The 17,522-nt window shown below is 47.4% G+C and carries 11 protein-coding genes and 1 pseudogene; 10 read left to right on the forward strand and 2 right to left on the reverse strand.

Translation table 11 applies throughout. The features are described from left to right. Nucleotides 1-8: 8 nt before the first annotated feature. Nucleotides 9-3,251 (reverse strand): MobF family relaxase, encoded by a 3,243-nt coding sequence (mobF, locus tag N836_RS70240; RefSeq protein ID WP_023076671.1) that lies wholly within the window; start codon nt 3,249-3,251, stop codon nt 9-11. Nucleotides 3,252-3,954: 703 nt separating this feature from the next. On the opposite strand from mobF, the gene N836_RS70245 reads away from it, so the two are divergent. From N836_RS70245 to N836_RS70255, 3 genes are read left to right on the forward strand one after another with little or no spacing between them, the layout of a single operon-like run. Beyond that, nucleotides 3,955-4,344: a hypothetical protein gene (locus tag N836_RS70245; RefSeq protein WP_152532304.1), complete on the forward strand. Its 390-nt coding sequence runs from the start codon at nt 3,955-3,957 to the stop codon at nt 4,342-4,344. A gap of 11 nt (nt 4,345-4,355) precedes the next feature. Then, on the forward strand, nt 4,356-5,126 hold the full coding sequence (locus N836_RS70250; protein ID WP_023076673.1) for a nucleotide-binding protein: 771 nt from the start codon (nt 4,356-4,358) through the stop codon (nt 5,124-5,126). Between the two features lie 15 nt (nt 5,127-5,141). Continuing rightward, on the forward strand, nt 5,142-5,780 hold the full coding sequence (locus tag N836_RS70255; protein WP_023076674.1) for a hypothetical protein: 639 nt from the start codon (nt 5,142-5,144) through the stop codon (nt 5,778-5,780). 303 nt (nt 5,781-6,083) lie between these two features. Here the strand turns inward: N836_RS70255 and N836_RS70260 are convergent, their stop codons facing one another. Beyond that, nucleotides 6,084-6,362: an HU family DNA-binding protein gene (locus tag N836_RS70260; RefSeq protein ID WP_023076675.1), complete on the reverse strand. Its 279-nt coding sequence runs from the start codon at nt 6,360-6,362 to the stop codon at nt 6,084-6,086. Between the two features lie 256 nt (nt 6,363-6,618). Between N836_RS70260 and N836_RS70265 the strand changes: the two genes are divergently transcribed. The 7 genes and pseudogenes from N836_RS70265 to N836_RS0139800 all read left to right on the forward strand — a co-directional run. Then, nucleotides 6,619-8,493: a DNA polymerase domain-containing protein gene (locus N836_RS70265; RefSeq protein WP_051394718.1), complete on the forward strand. Its 1,875-nt coding sequence runs from the start codon at nt 6,619-6,621 to the stop codon at nt 8,491-8,493. Between the two features lie 735 nt (nt 8,494-9,228). Beyond that, a complete protein-coding gene (locus N836_RS70270) occupies nt 9,229-9,474 on the forward strand; it encodes an RNA recognition motif domain-containing protein (protein WP_006513200.1) in 246 nt (81 codons plus the stop codon). A 189-nt stretch (nt 9,475-9,663) separates the two neighbouring features. Beyond that, a complete protein-coding gene (locus N836_RS75490; RefSeq protein ID WP_023076677.1) occupies nt 9,664-10,263 on the forward strand; it encodes an endonuclease NucS domain-containing protein in 600 nt (199 codons plus the stop codon). 642 nt (nt 10,264-10,905) lie between these two features. Then, on the forward strand, nt 10,906-12,519 hold the full coding sequence (locus N836_RS70280; RefSeq protein ID WP_023076679.1) for an Hsp70 family protein: 1,614 nt from the start codon (nt 10,906-10,908) through the stop codon (nt 12,517-12,519). 475 nt (nt 12,520-12,994) lie between these two features. Further along, a complete protein-coding gene (locus tag N836_RS70285; RefSeq protein ID WP_081717020.1) occupies nt 12,995-16,909 on the forward strand; it encodes a CHAT domain-containing tetratricopeptide repeat protein in 3,915 nt (1,304 codons plus the stop codon). A 49-nt stretch (nt 16,910-16,958) separates the two neighbouring features. Then, a complete protein-coding gene (locus N836_RS70290; protein ID WP_023076681.1) occupies nt 16,959-17,333 on the forward strand; it encodes a hypothetical protein in 375 nt (124 codons plus the stop codon). Further along, a pseudogene (locus N836_RS0139800) lies at nt 17,330-17,522 on the forward strand (hypothetical protein); the annotation flags it as partial. The gene N836_RS70290 and the pseudogene N836_RS0139800, both read left to right, overlap by 4 nt.

Genomic DNA, 17,522 nt, shown 5'->3' on the forward strand with positions numbered 1-17,522 from the left:
GTAATGCACTATCGTTCAAGGTCTTGATCATGCTGACGTTGGTGAGTTTGGCCCCGCTGTTGAACAACCGCTCTCACCTGTTGTTTGACATAGTCAACTGCTGCGGTGCGGCTTTCTTGTTGCCGCAGTTGCCGCGCCCGAGGCCCTTGAAACAAAGTACGAGTCACCTCACGCAGCTGTGCAGGCGTCGGGTCGCTCCCACCGCAGTGGGTTTGAAGCCATCGATGGGCAATCAGCCGGTCCTGTTGTTCTTCTGACATCAATGGCAACTGAGCCGCATAGTGGTCATAGGTTTGCCGGTCTTTGCGGGTTAGGGCCACTCGGCGTCGATGGTTTGCAAGGACTGTTGCCAGCTGTCGAGAAAGGTCTTGAACTGTTGGGTCTGGGTCTCGTCGAGAGCGTTCACCTGCTCGATTAACGCGGCCAACATCTGTTGTGAGGCCGCTTGTGCTTCGAGTGACGCGGCCAATTGTGTTTTCAACGTCGCGATTTCCGCATACAGTGGCTGCAAGCTGGCGAGCAAGGCACTCTCCAATGCGCCTGCCGTCATCTCGACGGTCAACGCGGGGGTGGGGGGCTTGGGTTTTCGAAGTTTGGGCATTCGGAATTACCACATGATAGAGGGGCAAATAGTCACTGGCATTTTGGTTCGCTCTCGATTGTTGAGCCACTCGAACCAGGTCTTCTTTACTCGTTGTGTACAGGTGTAACTCTCGTTTGGCACGGGAGACCGCCACATAAAATGCTTCTCGGCTCAAGGTGGTATCGGCTGCCACAAGTACACGTTCTGCCGTCTTACCTTGACTGCTGTAGGTGGTGCTCACCAGGTCATAGTCCACATATTGGTGACCGCTCAGGTCAATGGATTTTATGGCTCCGTCCGCCGTCAGGATTTGGGCCTGGCCTTGAGTATCCAGGGCTGTGATGGTAAAGCGTTGACCATTGCGAACACCTGAGTCTCGATTGTTCCGTGTCCACCGCAGTTGTTCACCCACTGCAATTGGCACCGTCTGCAGGCGATAACAGGTTTTCTGAGCACAGTGAATCGGGTTAAGGGTCAGGGGTTGTCCCGTCGGACTCGATAGGGAGAGTTGGTTACGGGTCAGATCAATGCCAGTCACCGTATATTGCTGATGGCGTTTTAGGCCATGGCGACGATAGTCACGTACCGGAACAATCACATCGCCGATGTCATAGTGACGCACATATTGGGCCTGGGCCTGGGTTAAGTCTTTTGGACGTAGCGATCTTAACGTAAACCCATCCACGGCTAGACTCCCCTCTGCCTGCAGTTCTGTGCGAAGCTGTTGAATCAGCTCCAGACGCTCGGCATTGGTACCACTGAGAATAAGCGTCTGTTGTCGTTGTTGCGGAGACAGTTCTAAATAGGTCTGAATCAACTGAGTAAAGCGTTCTTTTAGGGCCACGTCATAAATCATGCCTGCCGCATCCAGTTGGGAGATACCAGCCTCGATCTGACCTGCTGAAATCTGAGTCACCGCCGTTTTGAGCACGTCCGTTTGTTGGCGACGTGATTCGCTTAGCATCGCCATTTCAATCCCCGCCGCTTGAAGCGACTTAAATGGATTCCCCGCTTCCACTGCAGACAGTTGACGGATATCCCCCACCAGCACCACCCTCGCCTGGCAGTCTTCCGCCCGTTGAAGCAGATCATGGGCCGCTTTGGCACTCAGTAACCCCGCTTCATCCACAATCCAAATCGGATGATTAGCGGATGAGGAATCTGTGTCCTTCGTATGGAGCAACCCGGCAACGGTGTCACTCTGGATACCCGTCTCTCGACCCAGGGTGCTGGCCGCCTGGGCACTGGGCGCATACCCCGTAACCGTATAGCCATTGCGTGTAGCTAGCTCTGCATAGAGTTTGAGGCTATAGGTTTTACCCGCTCCAGCCACCCCCTGCCAGGCAATCACCCGGTCCTTTGTCATGGCAGACAAAGCCACCGCCTGTCGTTGACCTTCCGTTAAGCTGGGCACCTGAGTTAAGTACTGGTCTACCTGCTCTGATGTCGCCAGCGGTTTCACCTGTCCCCGTCCCCGCTGCATCAACTGAATTGTTTTTAGCTCTCGGTCAATGGCCGTTTGAGTCGTGGCTAACGAGCCATCCACTGGAATCAGCTCAGGATGCTCTGAGATCGCCTGGCGTAGATCTGAAAACCGCTGCTCTCCCAGGGCATGTTCCAGGGCAAAACGTTCTGCTTTAGCTCGGTGAAACACACTGTCGCGCTCAGCCGCATGATAAATGCCAGCCGTTGCCGCATCCATGGCATAAGTCTGACTGGCTTGGGTCAAATCAAGGGTATGGGTGGGCACCTTAGGCAGGACCAGGCCCTGCTCGCGAATCGTATGTGCCCAGCCATCAAGCAATACCTGACGCGGCACGGTGGTTTTACGACGACGGGTATCTAACGTGGCCTGCTTTTGTTGACTGCGATGAAGCGGCACACCCCCAGCGGTCACCAACTTGGTTTCCCAAGTATTGATATAGGCCTCAATCTGCTGAGTGCGTGTGGAAAACGTATCCAATAAATCCGGGCTATAGCCCGTCAGTTCAAACTGACCGTTAGGACGTGGCTCAATGCCATATCCAGATTGACGCAGTTGAAACGCCAGTTCATTTTGGTAGATCTCACCCAACAGTTTTTGGTTAGCTACCAGCGCGTCATTACTCAAACTACACCAGCTACCATCCGCCAATTGAGTCGTGTTGATAATGACGCAGTGACTATGGAGTTGGGGGTCTTGTTCACGACTGGTTTCATGCCGAAAAACTGCTGCTACCAGATTGCCAGTCGTTACTTTCTCGCGCACACCCTCAGGACGTCGCACTCGGGTTTGGGCATAGCGCTCTTCTAAAACAGAAAGGGCTGTTTTGACTGCATGGGTATGTGCTGTTAACACCCGCGAATCGTTTTGAATTAACGCGGCAATCGACACACTTTTGGGTGCAGAAAAGGTACAGTCTGTCGCAGCACGATGGCGGTCTGGATCAATCTTGCGAGCATGCAACGATTGACCATTGGGAGCCTGACCATGAAGCAACGATTGAAACGTAGATTGATCAAACTCACCCGTTAACCCCAGGGTCCGAGCACCGGCACCATACCAGATCGCATTTGGATCCAGCGCCTCATTAGCGACGCCATCCTCGTCTAGCGAGCGGGTATAGTAATCATCTTTTTCGTAGTAGTTTTCGGCCTGAGCCGCTGACACATTGGCAATGGACAGCATGGCAACCGTTTCGCAAAACAACAGCCACAGGCGGTTTGGAGAGTGAAATCGTTAAACAGATTAGCCTGTGGGAATTAGGGCGATTTTTCAGGAATTCGGTGGCCCACCGTGGGCGTAATGTCTGAACCCGCGAAGCCCCGAAACCGTTAATCTGGCGTGAATCCTACAGAATCACTCACGGGGCGTAGCTCATATGGCCTAATCCTGATCCCACAAATCCGATCCGGAGACTTATCCAAAGTCGCTACATTCGTTTACAGTCGATGCAACAACGGAAACGCCTCGATAATTCAATCGTTAACAGCAAAGGAAATCTGATCGTTAATGATGCGTGAATCCTATCTTTAACAGTAGAGAAATCTTTCTGGACAATCTTTGTGATAATAATCAGCAATCACTCAGATACGGTTTCTTATGAAGTCGTGAATCGATTAATAAGAGTTCTTCCAGTTGATCAGGGAAAACAACCGTGAACTGAATCGCTCGTCTCAGCACTTAGCCCTAGAGAAACGAAAACGAAATCGCTGACATATTCTGAACAAACGCAATTCGATACACCATTGCAATATCAGGCTGTTGAATATAGCGGCAATCAAAGTTAATTCAATCGTTAAAGGAATCGAAGGTTTCTGGAACGCATCATCAGAATCACTCTATCTATGAAATTAGAGTCCCTTCGTTACGTCTTGTCATGGCAGAGGATGTGTATTCTGCGGAAACAATCGCGGCATGCAAACAGGATCTGATTGACCTAGCCCAAGAACCGCGTACCCACTTCAATAAACGTGAAGCGGTGGCGGCACTCTTTGAGGCCATTGAAGAGGCATTAGTGAATCACACCTATGCCGAGGTCGCACAACGCCTGGGGAAATCAGGACTGACCATCTCTGCGGGTAGTTTGAAGCAATACATGCTCAAACTCAAACGTGAACGAAGCGGTAACTCTAAAAAAACGTCAGGGTCATCAAAACGTAAACGCGAGGGTAACACCAAGCGCATCGCTGAAAAACCATTGGGGCAAACACCGACATCGTCTAAACCGACGACGCGGGTACTCCCAGATGCATCAGACGAGGTCACACTCGCATACTAAAGGGGATGACGATGACCGTTACAAAAGAGAAACACTCAACGCAAACGAATCGGAAACTTGAAAGTGAACTCGGCGTTAATCAACGGATTCACTTTGCCGATGGCAATAAGGGTGGCGTAGGGAAAAGTGTCCTCTGCCGTACACTCTATCAATGGTTCCTGGACCGGAAACACCCCGTTATCGGCATTGAAGCTGATGTGAATAGTCCTGATTTCAAAGGCATTTATGGGGACGTTAAGGTCGCGCAATTCTCAGAGGATGAAACCATTGGGGCCAGAGCGAACACCATCGTGAATACGGTGGTCGATAGCCAGAAAAACGCCGTCGTGAATCTACCGGCAACGGTCTATGAAGCGTTTCGTATCTGGTTGCGCGATTATGACATTCTTACCCTGGCGGCTGACAACCACATCGAGTTGGTGAAGTGGTTTGTCATCACTGGGGAATTTGACAGTCTCAAAAGTTTAGAAATTTCTCTCAAAACCTTTGACCGACGAATTCCCCATGTCGTGGTCAAAAACTTGAAGTATGCCGATTGGTCTTTCTTTGATGAGGCGGATGAACTCCAGGCGTTGATTAAAGCAACCCAGACACCCGTCATTGAGTTACCTAAACTACCGGTGCGGGTGGCCAGTACTGTCCTGCAACAGCGGCTCACCTATGCCAATAGTCAAACCTATCGCGGTAAAGGCTTTGGTGTGGTGGAACAGGCCGCTGTCAAAAGCTATCTGCGCTCGGCCTATGCCGCCTTTGAATCCACCGGTTATTTACCGGGGCATTAGGCGAGGAGGCTTCACATGAAACCAACCACAGATGAGCAACGACGTTTAGCCGGGGCCATGGGGGTGGACCCGGACGATCCCTTGATTACGCTCCTCAAACCCATTGCTGATCTCGCTGAGGAAATGAAGGCATGGAAGGACATCGACATCGAGTTACTCAAGTTTCTACGCAGCACCAGTCAGGGGGTGGAACGAACCGCGACCAACTTCTCCAGGCTCGCCAACTCTTACACGATATTGGAAGAGCAATCGACCGAATCCACCAAGCAAATTCAAGCGGAGAAAAGCATCTTGATGGCCTTGACCCAAAACATCGAGCAGTTGAGCTCTCTCCGACAATCCAGCCACAGCGAGATTCAGAACAAACTCAGCAGCATCCATTACGATCTCAATCAGACCAAGGTCTTGAGCGCTAGGCGACCGATTCAATGGGTACCCTTAGCTCTGGCAATTGTCATTAGTGCCTTAACGGGTTGGGTTGGCTGGAAAGAGGGACGGCTCAATGGCTATCGGTTGGGACGTTTGGAAACTACCGGCGCGTTTGGGGGTGAGACTAATACGCATTATTGGTCACAGGTGCGAAAGCTGAATCGGGATGTCATTAATGGCTGTCGCGAGCAAGAGAAAGAGACCTGTTCGGTGGAGTTGCCGTAGGGGGAATGGGTTGGAGTGATTAGGTTGCGATCGCAGATTGTGGTTGGAGTGCGATCGCATTCCAACCACACACCAACCATGAAAACCATAAACAACGTTCAATTACACTGAAGGAATATAGGCCATACTGCCGTCAAACAAGCCTTACAGCCCACACGACCCACCCTAGTTAAACCAAAGCACCCCTCAAGCAACGTTTGTTGAAACCCCGTTGATTATGTCTTGCTCCAATGTATGAGGCAATTGAGTCATGGCTACCGACATTTAGATCAATGATGTGACTGAATATCAGATATATCTGCACTAGCTAGCCGCTACGGCTTCCTTGAATCCCTTCCCAGCGGAAAATGCAGGCACGGTTGTCGCCGGAATGGTCATTGTTTCACCGGTTTTCGGGTTCCGCCCTTCACGTTCCTTACGATCCCTGGGTTCAAAGCTCCCAAACCCCACAAATGTAACCTTTTCCCCATCGGCTACAGCCTCCATGATGGTGTCAATCGCTGCCGAGACGATCGTGTCGGCCTCTTTCTTGCTAATCCCTGCCTTAGCAGCCACAGTAGTGATTAATTCGCCCTTGTTCATACCTATCTCCCATAAGTCGAGATAAGTTCTAGCACGAGTCTCCAGGGAGTACAAGCATTATTCATAACGGTATACATCCACCGTCAAAGCAAGCCAGTGTATCGGCGTTAATGGTGATAGCGATAGGCCGAACTATGATTGAAACGAGACGTTGAGTTTCGAGTCTCTGGGGGCATCCACTCAGCATCTATCCATCCGCATTATTCTTCATGCAGGTTAGTGACCCATTCTGAACTCGAAGCGTTTGGGAGCGCTCATGTCACATCCATCTCTATCCAAGGCATCTCCCCCACGCATCCCTGCAACAGAGATGCGTAGCTTAGTTCAGCAGCTAGAGCATCCGGCTCGTCTGATTGTGGATGAGACGCGCTTAGATCTCGATAGTCTATGCCCCTTTCAGATTGCGCCGTGGCATCCGACAACTAACGTGGTTCCCTATGAGCAGGTTCCCAAGCTGTATTTAGATATCGAAACCTTGGGATTAGACCCAACAGTGGATCGGATTATTGCGATTGGCCTACGGGATGAACGGCAAATTTCTTACAAAATTACCCATCAGGACGAAGGCTGGATTCTGCGTCAGGCACTGGCCGCTATCTCAAAGAAACAGCCAAAGCTGTTGTTAGGCTATAACCACCTGGCTTTTGACCTGCCATTTATCATCGAGCGCTGCCGCATTCATAAAATCCCTCATCCGTTTACGGTCAGTAACCGTGAAAAACGGATTGGAGCTGCTCGTATTAACGGAAAAGCGATCAGGTTTCATCCGATTTATGCCAAGGGTATGGATCTGGTTGATGTGTATCACCAGGTCCTAATCAATGACTTCTCAGCCCGGCATCTGACCCGCTACACCCTCAAACAGGCGGCTCTGCAAATGGGTGTTCGGGATATTCCCAGACTTGATCTGTCCTATCCAGACATCTGTGACCTTTGGGCCAAAGGGCAAACCGAGCCGATTCTTGAGTATCTGGAATACGATTTAGAAGATACTGAACGGCTGGCTGACTATCTGATCCCTAGCATCTACTATCAGCAAGAATTTATTCCTGGAATGAGCGTGCAGGCCCTGGCGGTCAACGGCAATGGCACCAAATGGCAGCGAATTTTAGAAGACCAGTATCCAGACCAGTTGGCCCCTGCAACCGATGATGTGGTTGAGTTTGAGGGCGGCCTAACTCTGGGTGTAGCTGGACTGCATCGTAATGTCTCGAAAGTCGATGTCAGTTCACTGTACCCCTCTATCATGCTGCGGTATGGCATCTATTCTCGAAAAGACCCCGAAGGCAAGATGCTCAGCATTCTGGCCAGTCGTTTAACGGAACGGCTACGCTTGAAGGCCCTGGCTAAGCAAGGTGACCGAGCCGCCCATCAAAAGCAGCAAGCTTCAAAAATCATGATCAACTCCTTGTATGGGTTCTTGGGTACCCCTGGCGTTGGCTATAACGACTATGAAGCGGCTGCGTTAGTGACGGCTTACGGGCGTGCGATCGCACGCCTCATGATGACATCCATTGAGCAAGCTGGTGGTACAGTAGCCGAGGTCGATACCGATGGCGTGCTCTTTAGTGCTCCACCAGGTGAGAATGAGCGCATCTTTCAAGCCGTGCAAGCGGCATTGCCGGACGGGATAACTGTTGAGCACGAGTTTCAGGCGGAAGCGGCATTTATCCCAGCGGCCCAGGATGGGAAAACAGGGCTTTGCAAGAACTATCTGGTGTTCTTTGCCGATGGTCAGGTGAAAGCCGCTGGACGGTTTCGTAGTCGAGATCGCAGTGAGCTAGAGCGCACCTATCAAGGTACCTATATCCAGCGATTCTTGAGGGCTCCAGAAATGGCTGAGACCCATCATCAGGACACCTTAGCGCAGCTACGTGCGGGGCATTATCCGATAAACCAGCTCAGCGTCACTCGCAAGATTCGTCGGGGTGAAAAAGCCTTGCTTGCGTTGGGGAATGAAGGCGACATGGTGACGTTCTATGAGGGACCGAACGGGGTGAAGATCAGCAGTGGTCCTTACGATAGCCGTCATTACTGCACGCTGATTGAGGAGATGCGAACGGATGTGCTTAAGGTGGCCGATCCTGAGCTACTGATCACGACCCAACCCACACAGTTAACGCTGCTGTAGATCGAAGGCCCGAGCATGGATAGCGACTGACCTGACTTTGAGCGGAAAAGAACGCATTGCTCTGGACTGTTGAGTGGCATGAGTGGTGGCATACCCGAAAGTTTCTAGCCATATAATCGCTCCAGAACAAAGAATGATCTGTCACATGCGTCCAGAGCCGTTACTTCATCTACGCGCTGCGATTAAGCGTGGTTGTCATCCGGACCACCGGGATCTTCGTTGGTTGGCGCAGAATCTGAATTATCTTGATTCTTTAGAGACGGATGTCAAAACGACTGCTCAATATTGGTTAGACGAAGAGAACGAATTTCTTTTGTTACCACCTGCCACAAGGTCAGGGAGCAACCATAATCTGGCAGAATAACGCCTATTGGCATTACACCACATTAGGATGTTCAACCATCAGGTCTGCCCAGGAAACATCTTGTGATGTATTCCCATTGAGGCTTCGCACAATTCAAGGATGGCCTCTTTAGCGACAGCAGGTATAGTCTACAGGAGGACAGTGGAGCAGGAATTTCAATCGATTGAAGGGGGGTAGGCTACTACGTATAGCTAGTCGCTGGGAGGCTAAACGGACCTAAATTCGTTTCAGATTTATTTTTGCTGCATTTCCGCTATTACTTTAATGTCCTGTGTTAGCGTTTTGCTCGTGGTTTATTTTCGGTTGGTAATCCGTCTGACCAACGGTTCTCCGAATTTGACTGTGTACATGTTTAATTTTGGGAACTGTCTATGAGCATTTATGTGGGTAATTTATCGTTTGACGTCACACAAGATGATTTAAATCAGGCGTTTTCAGAGTACGGCACCGTTAAAAGTACTCATTTACCCACCGATCGAGAAACCGGTCGAAAGCGTGGGTTTGCGTTTGTTGAGATGGAAACAGAGGCCGAAGAGACCGCCGCGATTGAGGCCCTAGATGGCGCTGAGTGGATGGGTCGTAATCTTAAAGTCAATAAGGCGAGACCTCGTAGATAATGTGGCTTATCCGCAGAGAACTGGAGAATATACGGACTTGGTTGCAAAACTCACCTTTTTCTAAGATGTCCGGGGAAACTCAACTGGATGGTTTCGTAGTTGCGAGCGCAGCGAATTGGAGCGCACCTACCAAGCTACTTACTCTTTGAGATTTCCATCTTTATTTGGTGTAGGGGCTGAGAGCTTGTGATGAGTGGGGTTTCATTACATCAAACTGCTGACGGATGGCAATTTGTCAGTGAAGCTGCTTTAGAGAAGTTTGTTTGGGCAAACCTCAAACAGCTATTTCATGTCACTCCCTTAAAACAACAATATACTTCTAATGGTGAAGTATGTGACATTCTGGCGGTGGACAGTAATGGTGCGTTAGTCATCTTGGAATTGAAGAATGTAGAAGATCGATACTTGATTCAGCAACTCACTCGTTACTATGCTAACCTTCTGGAAGAACAACCATTTTCAGACGCCGTTAACTATTCTCGTCCCGTTCGGTTGATTGCGCTTTCACCGAGCTATCATCGTCATAATTTAATCGATAGGCATTATAGTCGGCTGGCATTTGAGTTTTTTCAATTTTCTGTTGTCAAGGATGGAGAGAAGTATCATTGTCTCCTTCGAAAGTTAGAAGAAGAACATCCTTGCCAGCAAGTTTCTATCTCATATCAGCCACTTGAAACATCAACGATAGAGCATATCCCCGAACCTCCAGAATTGCTGATTAAATGGTTAGGTGGCTGTTCAAAGGAAGAACAGGAATCCGTTGACTACACGTCAGAATATTGCTTCTGACGTGTAGTCAACGGATGAAAGAAATCCTTGATAAAAGAGTCATACACTATGGCTCAGGTAAAACGAGGCTATGTGCAGAAATATGCTTTCAGCAAAAGTCACAAAAGCCAATCCTGTTTTTATGGCTTCCTACCCCAAGTACTTACTTACTGCGTAGTTCCAAGAAACTAATGATTGGTCGTCTACGTGTTTGGACAGATGGACGGACTATCACTCACGTGGGACATGTACCAGAGGGCTTCGGCAAAATGAAAACAATGCCTGAATGGGAGCAAATACCGCTAGAAAAACGCCCTCATATGAGGCATGGCTTATCAAGCAAGTCCCGTACTCCAGTGGAAATAGAGGGATACTTAAGATGTCGAGGTAGTTCGGGCAGGCTGAATTTCTGGGACGTATTGTCATCCTTAGCTACAGAAAAATGGCTGGAGAAGGGATAACCTTGCAGCAATGGTAATCTCTGAAGTGTCAGTCATAGGGTATGTTCGAATGCCCTTGAAGCCAATGCCCATCTCTCATGTCTGCCATCACACATACCGCCTAACTTCTTAATAATACTTGACTAAGTGTTATTTTTTAACCGATTCTTATTGGTCGGTTTGTATATAATCTTGTATGTATCGTGGATAGGTTAGAGGAACTATGTCAGAGCGCAACATTGGTCTTGACTTTGGTACTACTAACTCTACCATCTCATACTTGAAGAACGAAAGCATAGAAGCATTCCAGTACGGAGGACCTGGTGGTCAAAGATACATTCCTTCTTTTATCGCATACTTAGGCGAAGAAGAGGAAGAGCTAGAGGTGGGTTCCGCTGCTCGTGCATCTGCTGCATATCGTAATGACGTTGAAAGCTATGCAAATTTTAAGATGCATCTTCCACTTGCAGAGTCAGAGTTCTCAAAGTGGTTTGAGAACAATCGTTCTCCGCTCAATGTCACAACCGACTATTTAAGAGAGATTCTCATTTCTTCTGAGAATGAATACAGCTTTCAAGAGCAGGAGGGAGAAATATCTAATATTGTTGTTTCCGTTCCAGAGATTTGGCATCGTGATGTAAATAACACGGGGAGGGAGCGCCTGAAGAAAATCATCAAAGAAGAACTTGGTTTTGGAGACAGGCTGATTCAACTCGTGAGTGAACCTGTCGCTGCCGCTGCTTACTATGTTTGGCAAGACAAACACAAAAAAGATACAAACGAAGAAAAGATATTTTCTGGCAACTTACTTGTATGTGATATGGGAGGAGGAACATTCGATGTAAGCCTTTGCAAAGTAGGCCAAGATAGTTCAGTAGAAGTTCTTTATTTCGATGGACAAGGACATCAAGGTTTAGAGTGTGCCGGGGTAGCTTTTGATAGACATTGTGTAAAAGCTGCATATTTCAAAAAGCACAAGAACTATATAGACGAGAGCGACCCAAAGTTCAGAACACTCATGCGTTCTTTTGAGAGCCTTAAGATAGCTAGTCATAATCGCTGTACTAAAATCATAAACAAGTTCATCCATAATCCTTCAAAGTTTTCCGATAAAGAGGTTTATAACTTTGATGAAGGATACAGTCTAACAAATAAGGAGATATCAGAAGTCTTCAAACCAATATCTGTAGGTATAGAAGATGTTCTCGGTAGGGTAACAGACTGGCTAAGACGTAACAACCAAAGATTTGATCGCCTTTTTCTTGTAGGTGGATTTTGCCAGTTCGCTTTGGTTCGACATGCAATCTTCAGTTCCTTAAGCATTCAAGAGAATGATTCTAGATTCGACAAGAAGCTAAATATTGCTAATAGTGCGTACGCTATCTCTTTTGGTTCCTGTGTGATTGCGAATGGTTTTGTTGATACCACAGAAAAGTTCGTACATAAGATGGGGATTGAAATTCTTGATTCAAATCAAACTTCAAGAGGATTTGGAATTAACTTAAGATTTGAAGATAAGTATAAAGATCTTACACTAATACATGGAGAACATGCTCTTCAGGAGTTAAGCGAACCCATCTTTAGTGAAGATAGACTGAAAGCCAGACAGTCTCAATTTCCATTGACCATATGGGTAATTCCTCAGGCTGTAGGGAAAAGATATTCTCTGAAAGAGTCTATTGAACTCCCAGATTATTCAGAGAATGCCGTCTACAGAGTAGGTATGAAAGTTGACCGCTCTCTCATAGCTTATTTGATAATTGAGGAAATCAATAGTCAAACTGTAGCTGAGTATGAACTAGGCAACATCTTTTCAAAGATATCTATTTCCAAATAGTATCGCTGATTCTAACGAACCAAACCTTAATGCAGACGAGAGATAGAAGATTAAGCTATTGGTATAAATCTCTGAGGGTTCGCTGATAGCGACTATGAACTTACACGGTGGGCGCTTGGCATAGTGGACAATGTGCAATCACCTGAGTGGATTCTACGGTAACGACGAACTGATGGGCTTGGCTATCTAACTCCCAGTGTTTCAATGCCAGGAGTGATGAGTCAGGTAGTAAATGCTGTAGAAGGTCTATTCGTCGAAGAGCACATAGCCATAGGAGTTGGCCTCGACTTGAGATTTTGTATTCTCCCAGACGAGTCGAGGGGTAATATGTTCTCGCTTCAGGTATCGATTGATGCTGTCATAGCTCCACGTTGCACTATGGTTGGCAAAGTTATATCAGGATATAGTCGACTTGACTAACTGGCAGTAATCGAGGCGACTGAATGATTGACTCATACGCTTGATCTTACCAATTATGGCAGGGTTCAGCTATCACCCACATCGCTCTTTCCAATATGCTTTGCGTAAGTCCTATCCAATAATATTTTTTGAGAGAAATGTTATGCACGAAAGTCCATTTTATGAACATATCCAACTAATTGAGCAATTATTGAGTTGTCCAAAAGGACAAGAAGAAGAGATATTACAGTCAAAGCCAGAACTGTTAAATGTAGAGCTTCTTGGAGTAATGAGAGGCATGGCGAAGAAACTGGAAAGCAAGGGAAACAGTCAAGCTAAATGGCTCTTGGAATTTGCAGAAAAATTAGGGGAAAGAATTAAGCCATCGCGAGTTTTAACAGAAATATGGACTATATCATTTCTAGAGGAGACTCTGCAACTAGTGGCAAGCAAGGAAGGAGACTATCGGCAAATATATCCGATATGGGAACGCCAACAAGCACAATTTAATCCACAATTAATCGTAGCCATGCCTGAAGTAATTGGCCGATTTTTTCAAGCTTTTTCAGCATATTCGAAGAATTTAGGGATGCAATTTTCTTTGGCATCCACATTGGCTACCTTTGGTGATCTGATTCTACAGTTTCCGCAAGGTATACGTTGGGTGAATTTAGAGTTAAGCATTATCGCATATCAACCAGCCCTGGAGATTCTCACTTGTGAGGTGGCTCCTATGCAGTGGGCAGCGATACAAAACAACTTGGCAATGGCATATTTCTATCGTATTCAAGGTGAGCGTGTTGAAAATCTTGAAATGGCTATTCATGCTTGCGAATTAGCTCTACAAGTTAGAACTCGTTCTACATATCCAGAAGATTGGGCCGCAACACAAAACAACTTAGCAATTCTCTACTGTCATCGTCTTCAGAGTGAGCGTGCTGACAACCTTGAAAAGGCAATTTTGAGCAGTAAATTAGCTCTAGAAGTATATACCCACGATTCTTTTCCAGTTGATTGGGCAATGGCGCATAACAACCTAGCGGTTGCCTATTTTGAGCGTATTCAGGGTGAGCGTGCTGAAAATCTTGAGCAGGCACTTGTCAACCATGAACTGGCTTTACAAGTTATAACCCATGAAGCTTATCCAGAAAAGTGGGCTGACGCACAAAATAATCTTGCCAATGTATATTTGTTTCGTATTAGAGGTAAACGTATTGAAAATATTGAGAAGTCTATAGTCGCGTATAAACTGGCTTTGCAAGCCTATAATCGTGATGCTTTTCCAGAACGGTGGGCTGACACACAATGTAACCTTGCTAATGCCTATCGCGAGCGGATACAAGGTGAAAGAGCAGAGAATCTTGAAACCGCTCTCAATCTTTGCAAAATGGCTCTGGAAATTTATACTCGAGATACCTTTCCAGAAGGGTGGGCTAAAACTCAGTTTTGCCTTGCTAGTGTTTATACTTTCCGCATTGAAGAAAGCCGAGCCGATAATCTCGAAGCGGCAATCAATGCCTATGAGTTAGCACTTCAAGTCTATACCACTGACTTGTTTCCGGAAATGTGGGCAAAAGTTCAAAATAACCTTGCGATTACATATCGTGACCGTATTCGAGGTGAAAGATCTGACAATCTCGAAGTCGCAATTAACGCTCATCAATTAGCACTTCAGGTGTTTACCTCGGACGCGTTTCCAGAACAATGGGCTACTACGCAAATCAACCTTTCTGCTGCTTACATAAAACGCATCCGAGGTAAACGAAAAGATAATATTGAAGCTGCAATTGCTGCGGCTGAGTTATCCCTTCAGATGTTTACTCGTGATGCCTTTCCAGAGAAGTGGGCTATGAACCAGATCAATCTTGGCAATGCCTATAGTGAAAATCTTTATAACAAGTCATCGGACAATATTGAGGCGGCAATCAATGCTTACAACCTTGCACTTCAAGTCTATAACAGAGAAACATATCCAGAAAACTGGGCTCTAACTCAGTTTAACCTTGCCAACACTCACCTTTTCAGGATTGCTGACGAACGAACCGACAATTTTAAGGCGGCAATCAAGTTTTATGAGCTAGCTCTTCAAGTCTTTACCTCTGATGCTTTTCCAGAGCAATGGGCTATGATCCAAAACAACCTTGGTTTTGCTTACAATCAGCTTGCAAAGCAGTCATCTACCGAAAGTACTTGGGATAGACAGATTAACAGTCTAGAAGCTGTAATCAATGCATACTCACAGGCTTTACAATTTTATACCTATGATGCTTTTCCAAGGGAGTGTCGCCAAGCTGCCCATAATCTTGCTAACTGTTATTTTGATAAACAATCATGGTCAAAGGCGGTTAATGCCTACAATATTGCTCTCAATGCCGCAGAAGTCCTTTACCAATCTTGTACATTCCTGGATGGTAAGTCTATCGAACTCGCTGAAACTGCTGATCTGCCCCGTCGTTCTGCTTATGCCTTGGCTCGTTGTGGCGAACTGCAGAATGCAGTTGAAACTTTGGAGAAAGGTCGTGCTCGCAGTCTCAGCGAGAGCTTAGAACGAGACAAAGCTAGTATAAGCAAACTTCAGCAAAGTCACCCCCATCTCTATCTGCAATACCAGTACATCAGTCAACAACTCCGTAATATAGAAAGCCAACAACGGCAGCGGATGACTTCCAACGATGGTTTTGCCACTACTCCTGAAACTCTGCGCAACGAAGCTATTCGCCTTCGCCAAACTCTGATCTCTGTCTTAGTACAAATTCTCCAAATTCCTGGTTACGAAGCCTTCCATAATCAAACCAGTTTCGACAATATTCGCACCGACATTCAGCCGGATAAGCCTCTGGTTTACCTTGTGGTCACTCCTGCTGGTAGTCTTGCCCTCGTTGTTACCCTTCAAACCATTGAAACTATTTGGTTTGACGACTTTCCAGAAAACACGCTACGAGAAATCCTCTATGGCCCTGCCGATGATTCAGAATTAAGTGGTTGGTTTGGAGCCTATCAAGCATTCCGCAACAACTCTAAAGCTAACTATTTTGCTTGGCATGAGGAAATTGAACGCATTACTCGCCAACTCTGGGACCCTCTGATGGCTCCACTTATCACTCATCTACAACAACACTCATTCCGTCAAGCGATTCTCGTTCCCACTGGCTTGTTCAGTTTCTTGCCACTGCACAGTGCTTGGACTGAAGATCCGAACCAACCAACTGGTAAACATTACGCTCTCGACAAAATCCACTTCACCTACGCTCCCAATGCTCGATCCTTAGTGGCAGCCCAGGAAGTTGCCAATCACACCCAGTCAGATGCCATTCTTGCCATTAATGAACCGAAGCATAGGCAAGAAGTTGAACCAGGCATCTATAAAGACTTGAATCCTCTACCAAGCTCAACTTTAGAAGTCAATGCAGCAATTTCCACTTTCCAAAATCCGAAAATTCTCCGTCATACAGACGCGACTAGAGAAGCCGTCATTGATATCTTGGCTGATTACAACGTGCTGCATTTCTCCTGTCATGGTGGTGCAGATTTACAAGAACCTCTTAAAAGCGGCCTTGCCCTTACAGGGGAGGGCCAAGCTGCTATTCTCACTCTACGTGATCTACTCGACCTCAAACTTACCAATGACGATCGTCCCGGCATACGTCTCGCTATCCTCTCCGCCTGCGAAACCGGACTCCCTGGCATCGAAAACGTCGACGAAGCGATTAGTCTCCCCACTGGATTACTCCAAGCAGGTGTCGCAGGTGTTGTTGCCTCCCTTTGGTCTGTTTCCGACCTCAGCACCATGCTCCTAATTAGCAAATTCTACGAACTGTGGCGTATCGAAAATAGAGAACCGTCGGAAGCCCTGCGTCAAGCTCAAAACTGGCTGCGAGACAGCACCGAAGCTGAAATTGCTCCTCTCTTGGGCATGCGTCCCCGCAACCCGACCAACCAGCCCTTTTCCCATCCCTACCACTGGGCTGCCTTTAGCTACACTGGCGTTTAATTATTTTATACACCGAGCTTCATCCATTCCTATATTCACCAATGACCAGGTGCTAGCTGCTAACCGTACAATTCGTCCCTTACTGCCCAAGCTGATCCTAGCCCAAGCTGACCAAATCGATCGCCAACTGGCCCAACTCCTCAACCAAACTGACTTGGACGAAACTGCCCAAGCTGATCGCCTGCTAGACGTTTTTGATGCCTATCATGCAACCAAAAGCTGGCTCGATCAATTCCTAGAGATTCCTATAACCGAACGAGGATACTACGGGCTTCCCGGCAATCTCGCACCTACCGCTGCTGCCTGCTACATCTACCCCATCGGTAACGATTACACCTGGTACCGAGAAGCCAAGAAGAAATTCCTCTTTGCCCTACCCACCTTGATCCCCTGGTTCACGTCCCAGCGTAGGATAGTTTCATGACGGCAAAAGTGCTGGAAAACTTCGGTGGCAAACTTGCCGAACAGTGGGTTGTGACATTGCTTACCCCAGCCTTTATCTTTTGGCTGGGCGGCTTTGTCACAGCCATCCAAGGCCTGGGCTGGAACACCCTAGTCACACGCTACACTACTTATCCCGAACCGCTCCAGATCTCCATTTTAGTGGTTGCTC

This window comes from Leptolyngbya sp. Heron Island J (assembly GCF_000482245.1).
GTDB lineage: Bacteria > Cyanobacteriota > Cyanobacteriia > Phormidesmidales > Phormidesmidaceae > Leptothoe.

Excerpts from the sequence above, each read along its gene's own strand:
- mobF (WP_023076671.1), bottom strand. The coding sequence starts at position 3,251 with ATGCTGTCCATTGCCAATGTGTCAGCGGCTCAGGCCGAAAACTACTAC.
- N836_RS70250 (WP_023076673.1), top strand. The coding sequence starts at position 4,356 with ATGACCGTTACAAAAGAGAAACACTCAACGCAAACGAATCGGAAACTT.
- N836_RS70255 (WP_023076674.1), top strand. The coding sequence starts at position 5,142 with ATGAAACCAACCACAGATGAGCAACGACGTTTAGCCGGGGCCATGGGG.
- N836_RS70260 (WP_023076675.1), bottom strand. The coding sequence starts at position 6,362 with ATGAACAAGGGCGAATTAATCACTACTGTGGCTGCTAAGGCAGGGATT.
- N836_RS70265 (WP_051394718.1), top strand. The coding sequence starts at position 6,619 with ATGTCACATCCATCTCTATCCAAGGCATCTCCCCCACGCATCCCTGCA.
- N836_RS70270 (WP_006513200.1), top strand. The coding sequence starts at position 9,229 with ATGAGCATTTATGTGGGTAATTTATCGTTTGACGTCACACAAGATGAT.
- N836_RS75490 (WP_023076677.1), top strand. The coding sequence starts at position 9,664 with ATGAGTGGGGTTTCATTACATCAAACTGCTGACGGATGGCAATTTGTC.
- N836_RS70280 (WP_023076679.1), top strand. The coding sequence starts at position 10,906 with ATGTCAGAGCGCAACATTGGTCTTGACTTTGGTACTACTAACTCTACC.
- N836_RS70285 (WP_081717020.1), top strand. The coding sequence starts at position 12,995 with ATGGCAGGGTTCAGCTATCACCCACATCGCTCTTTCCAATATGCTTTG.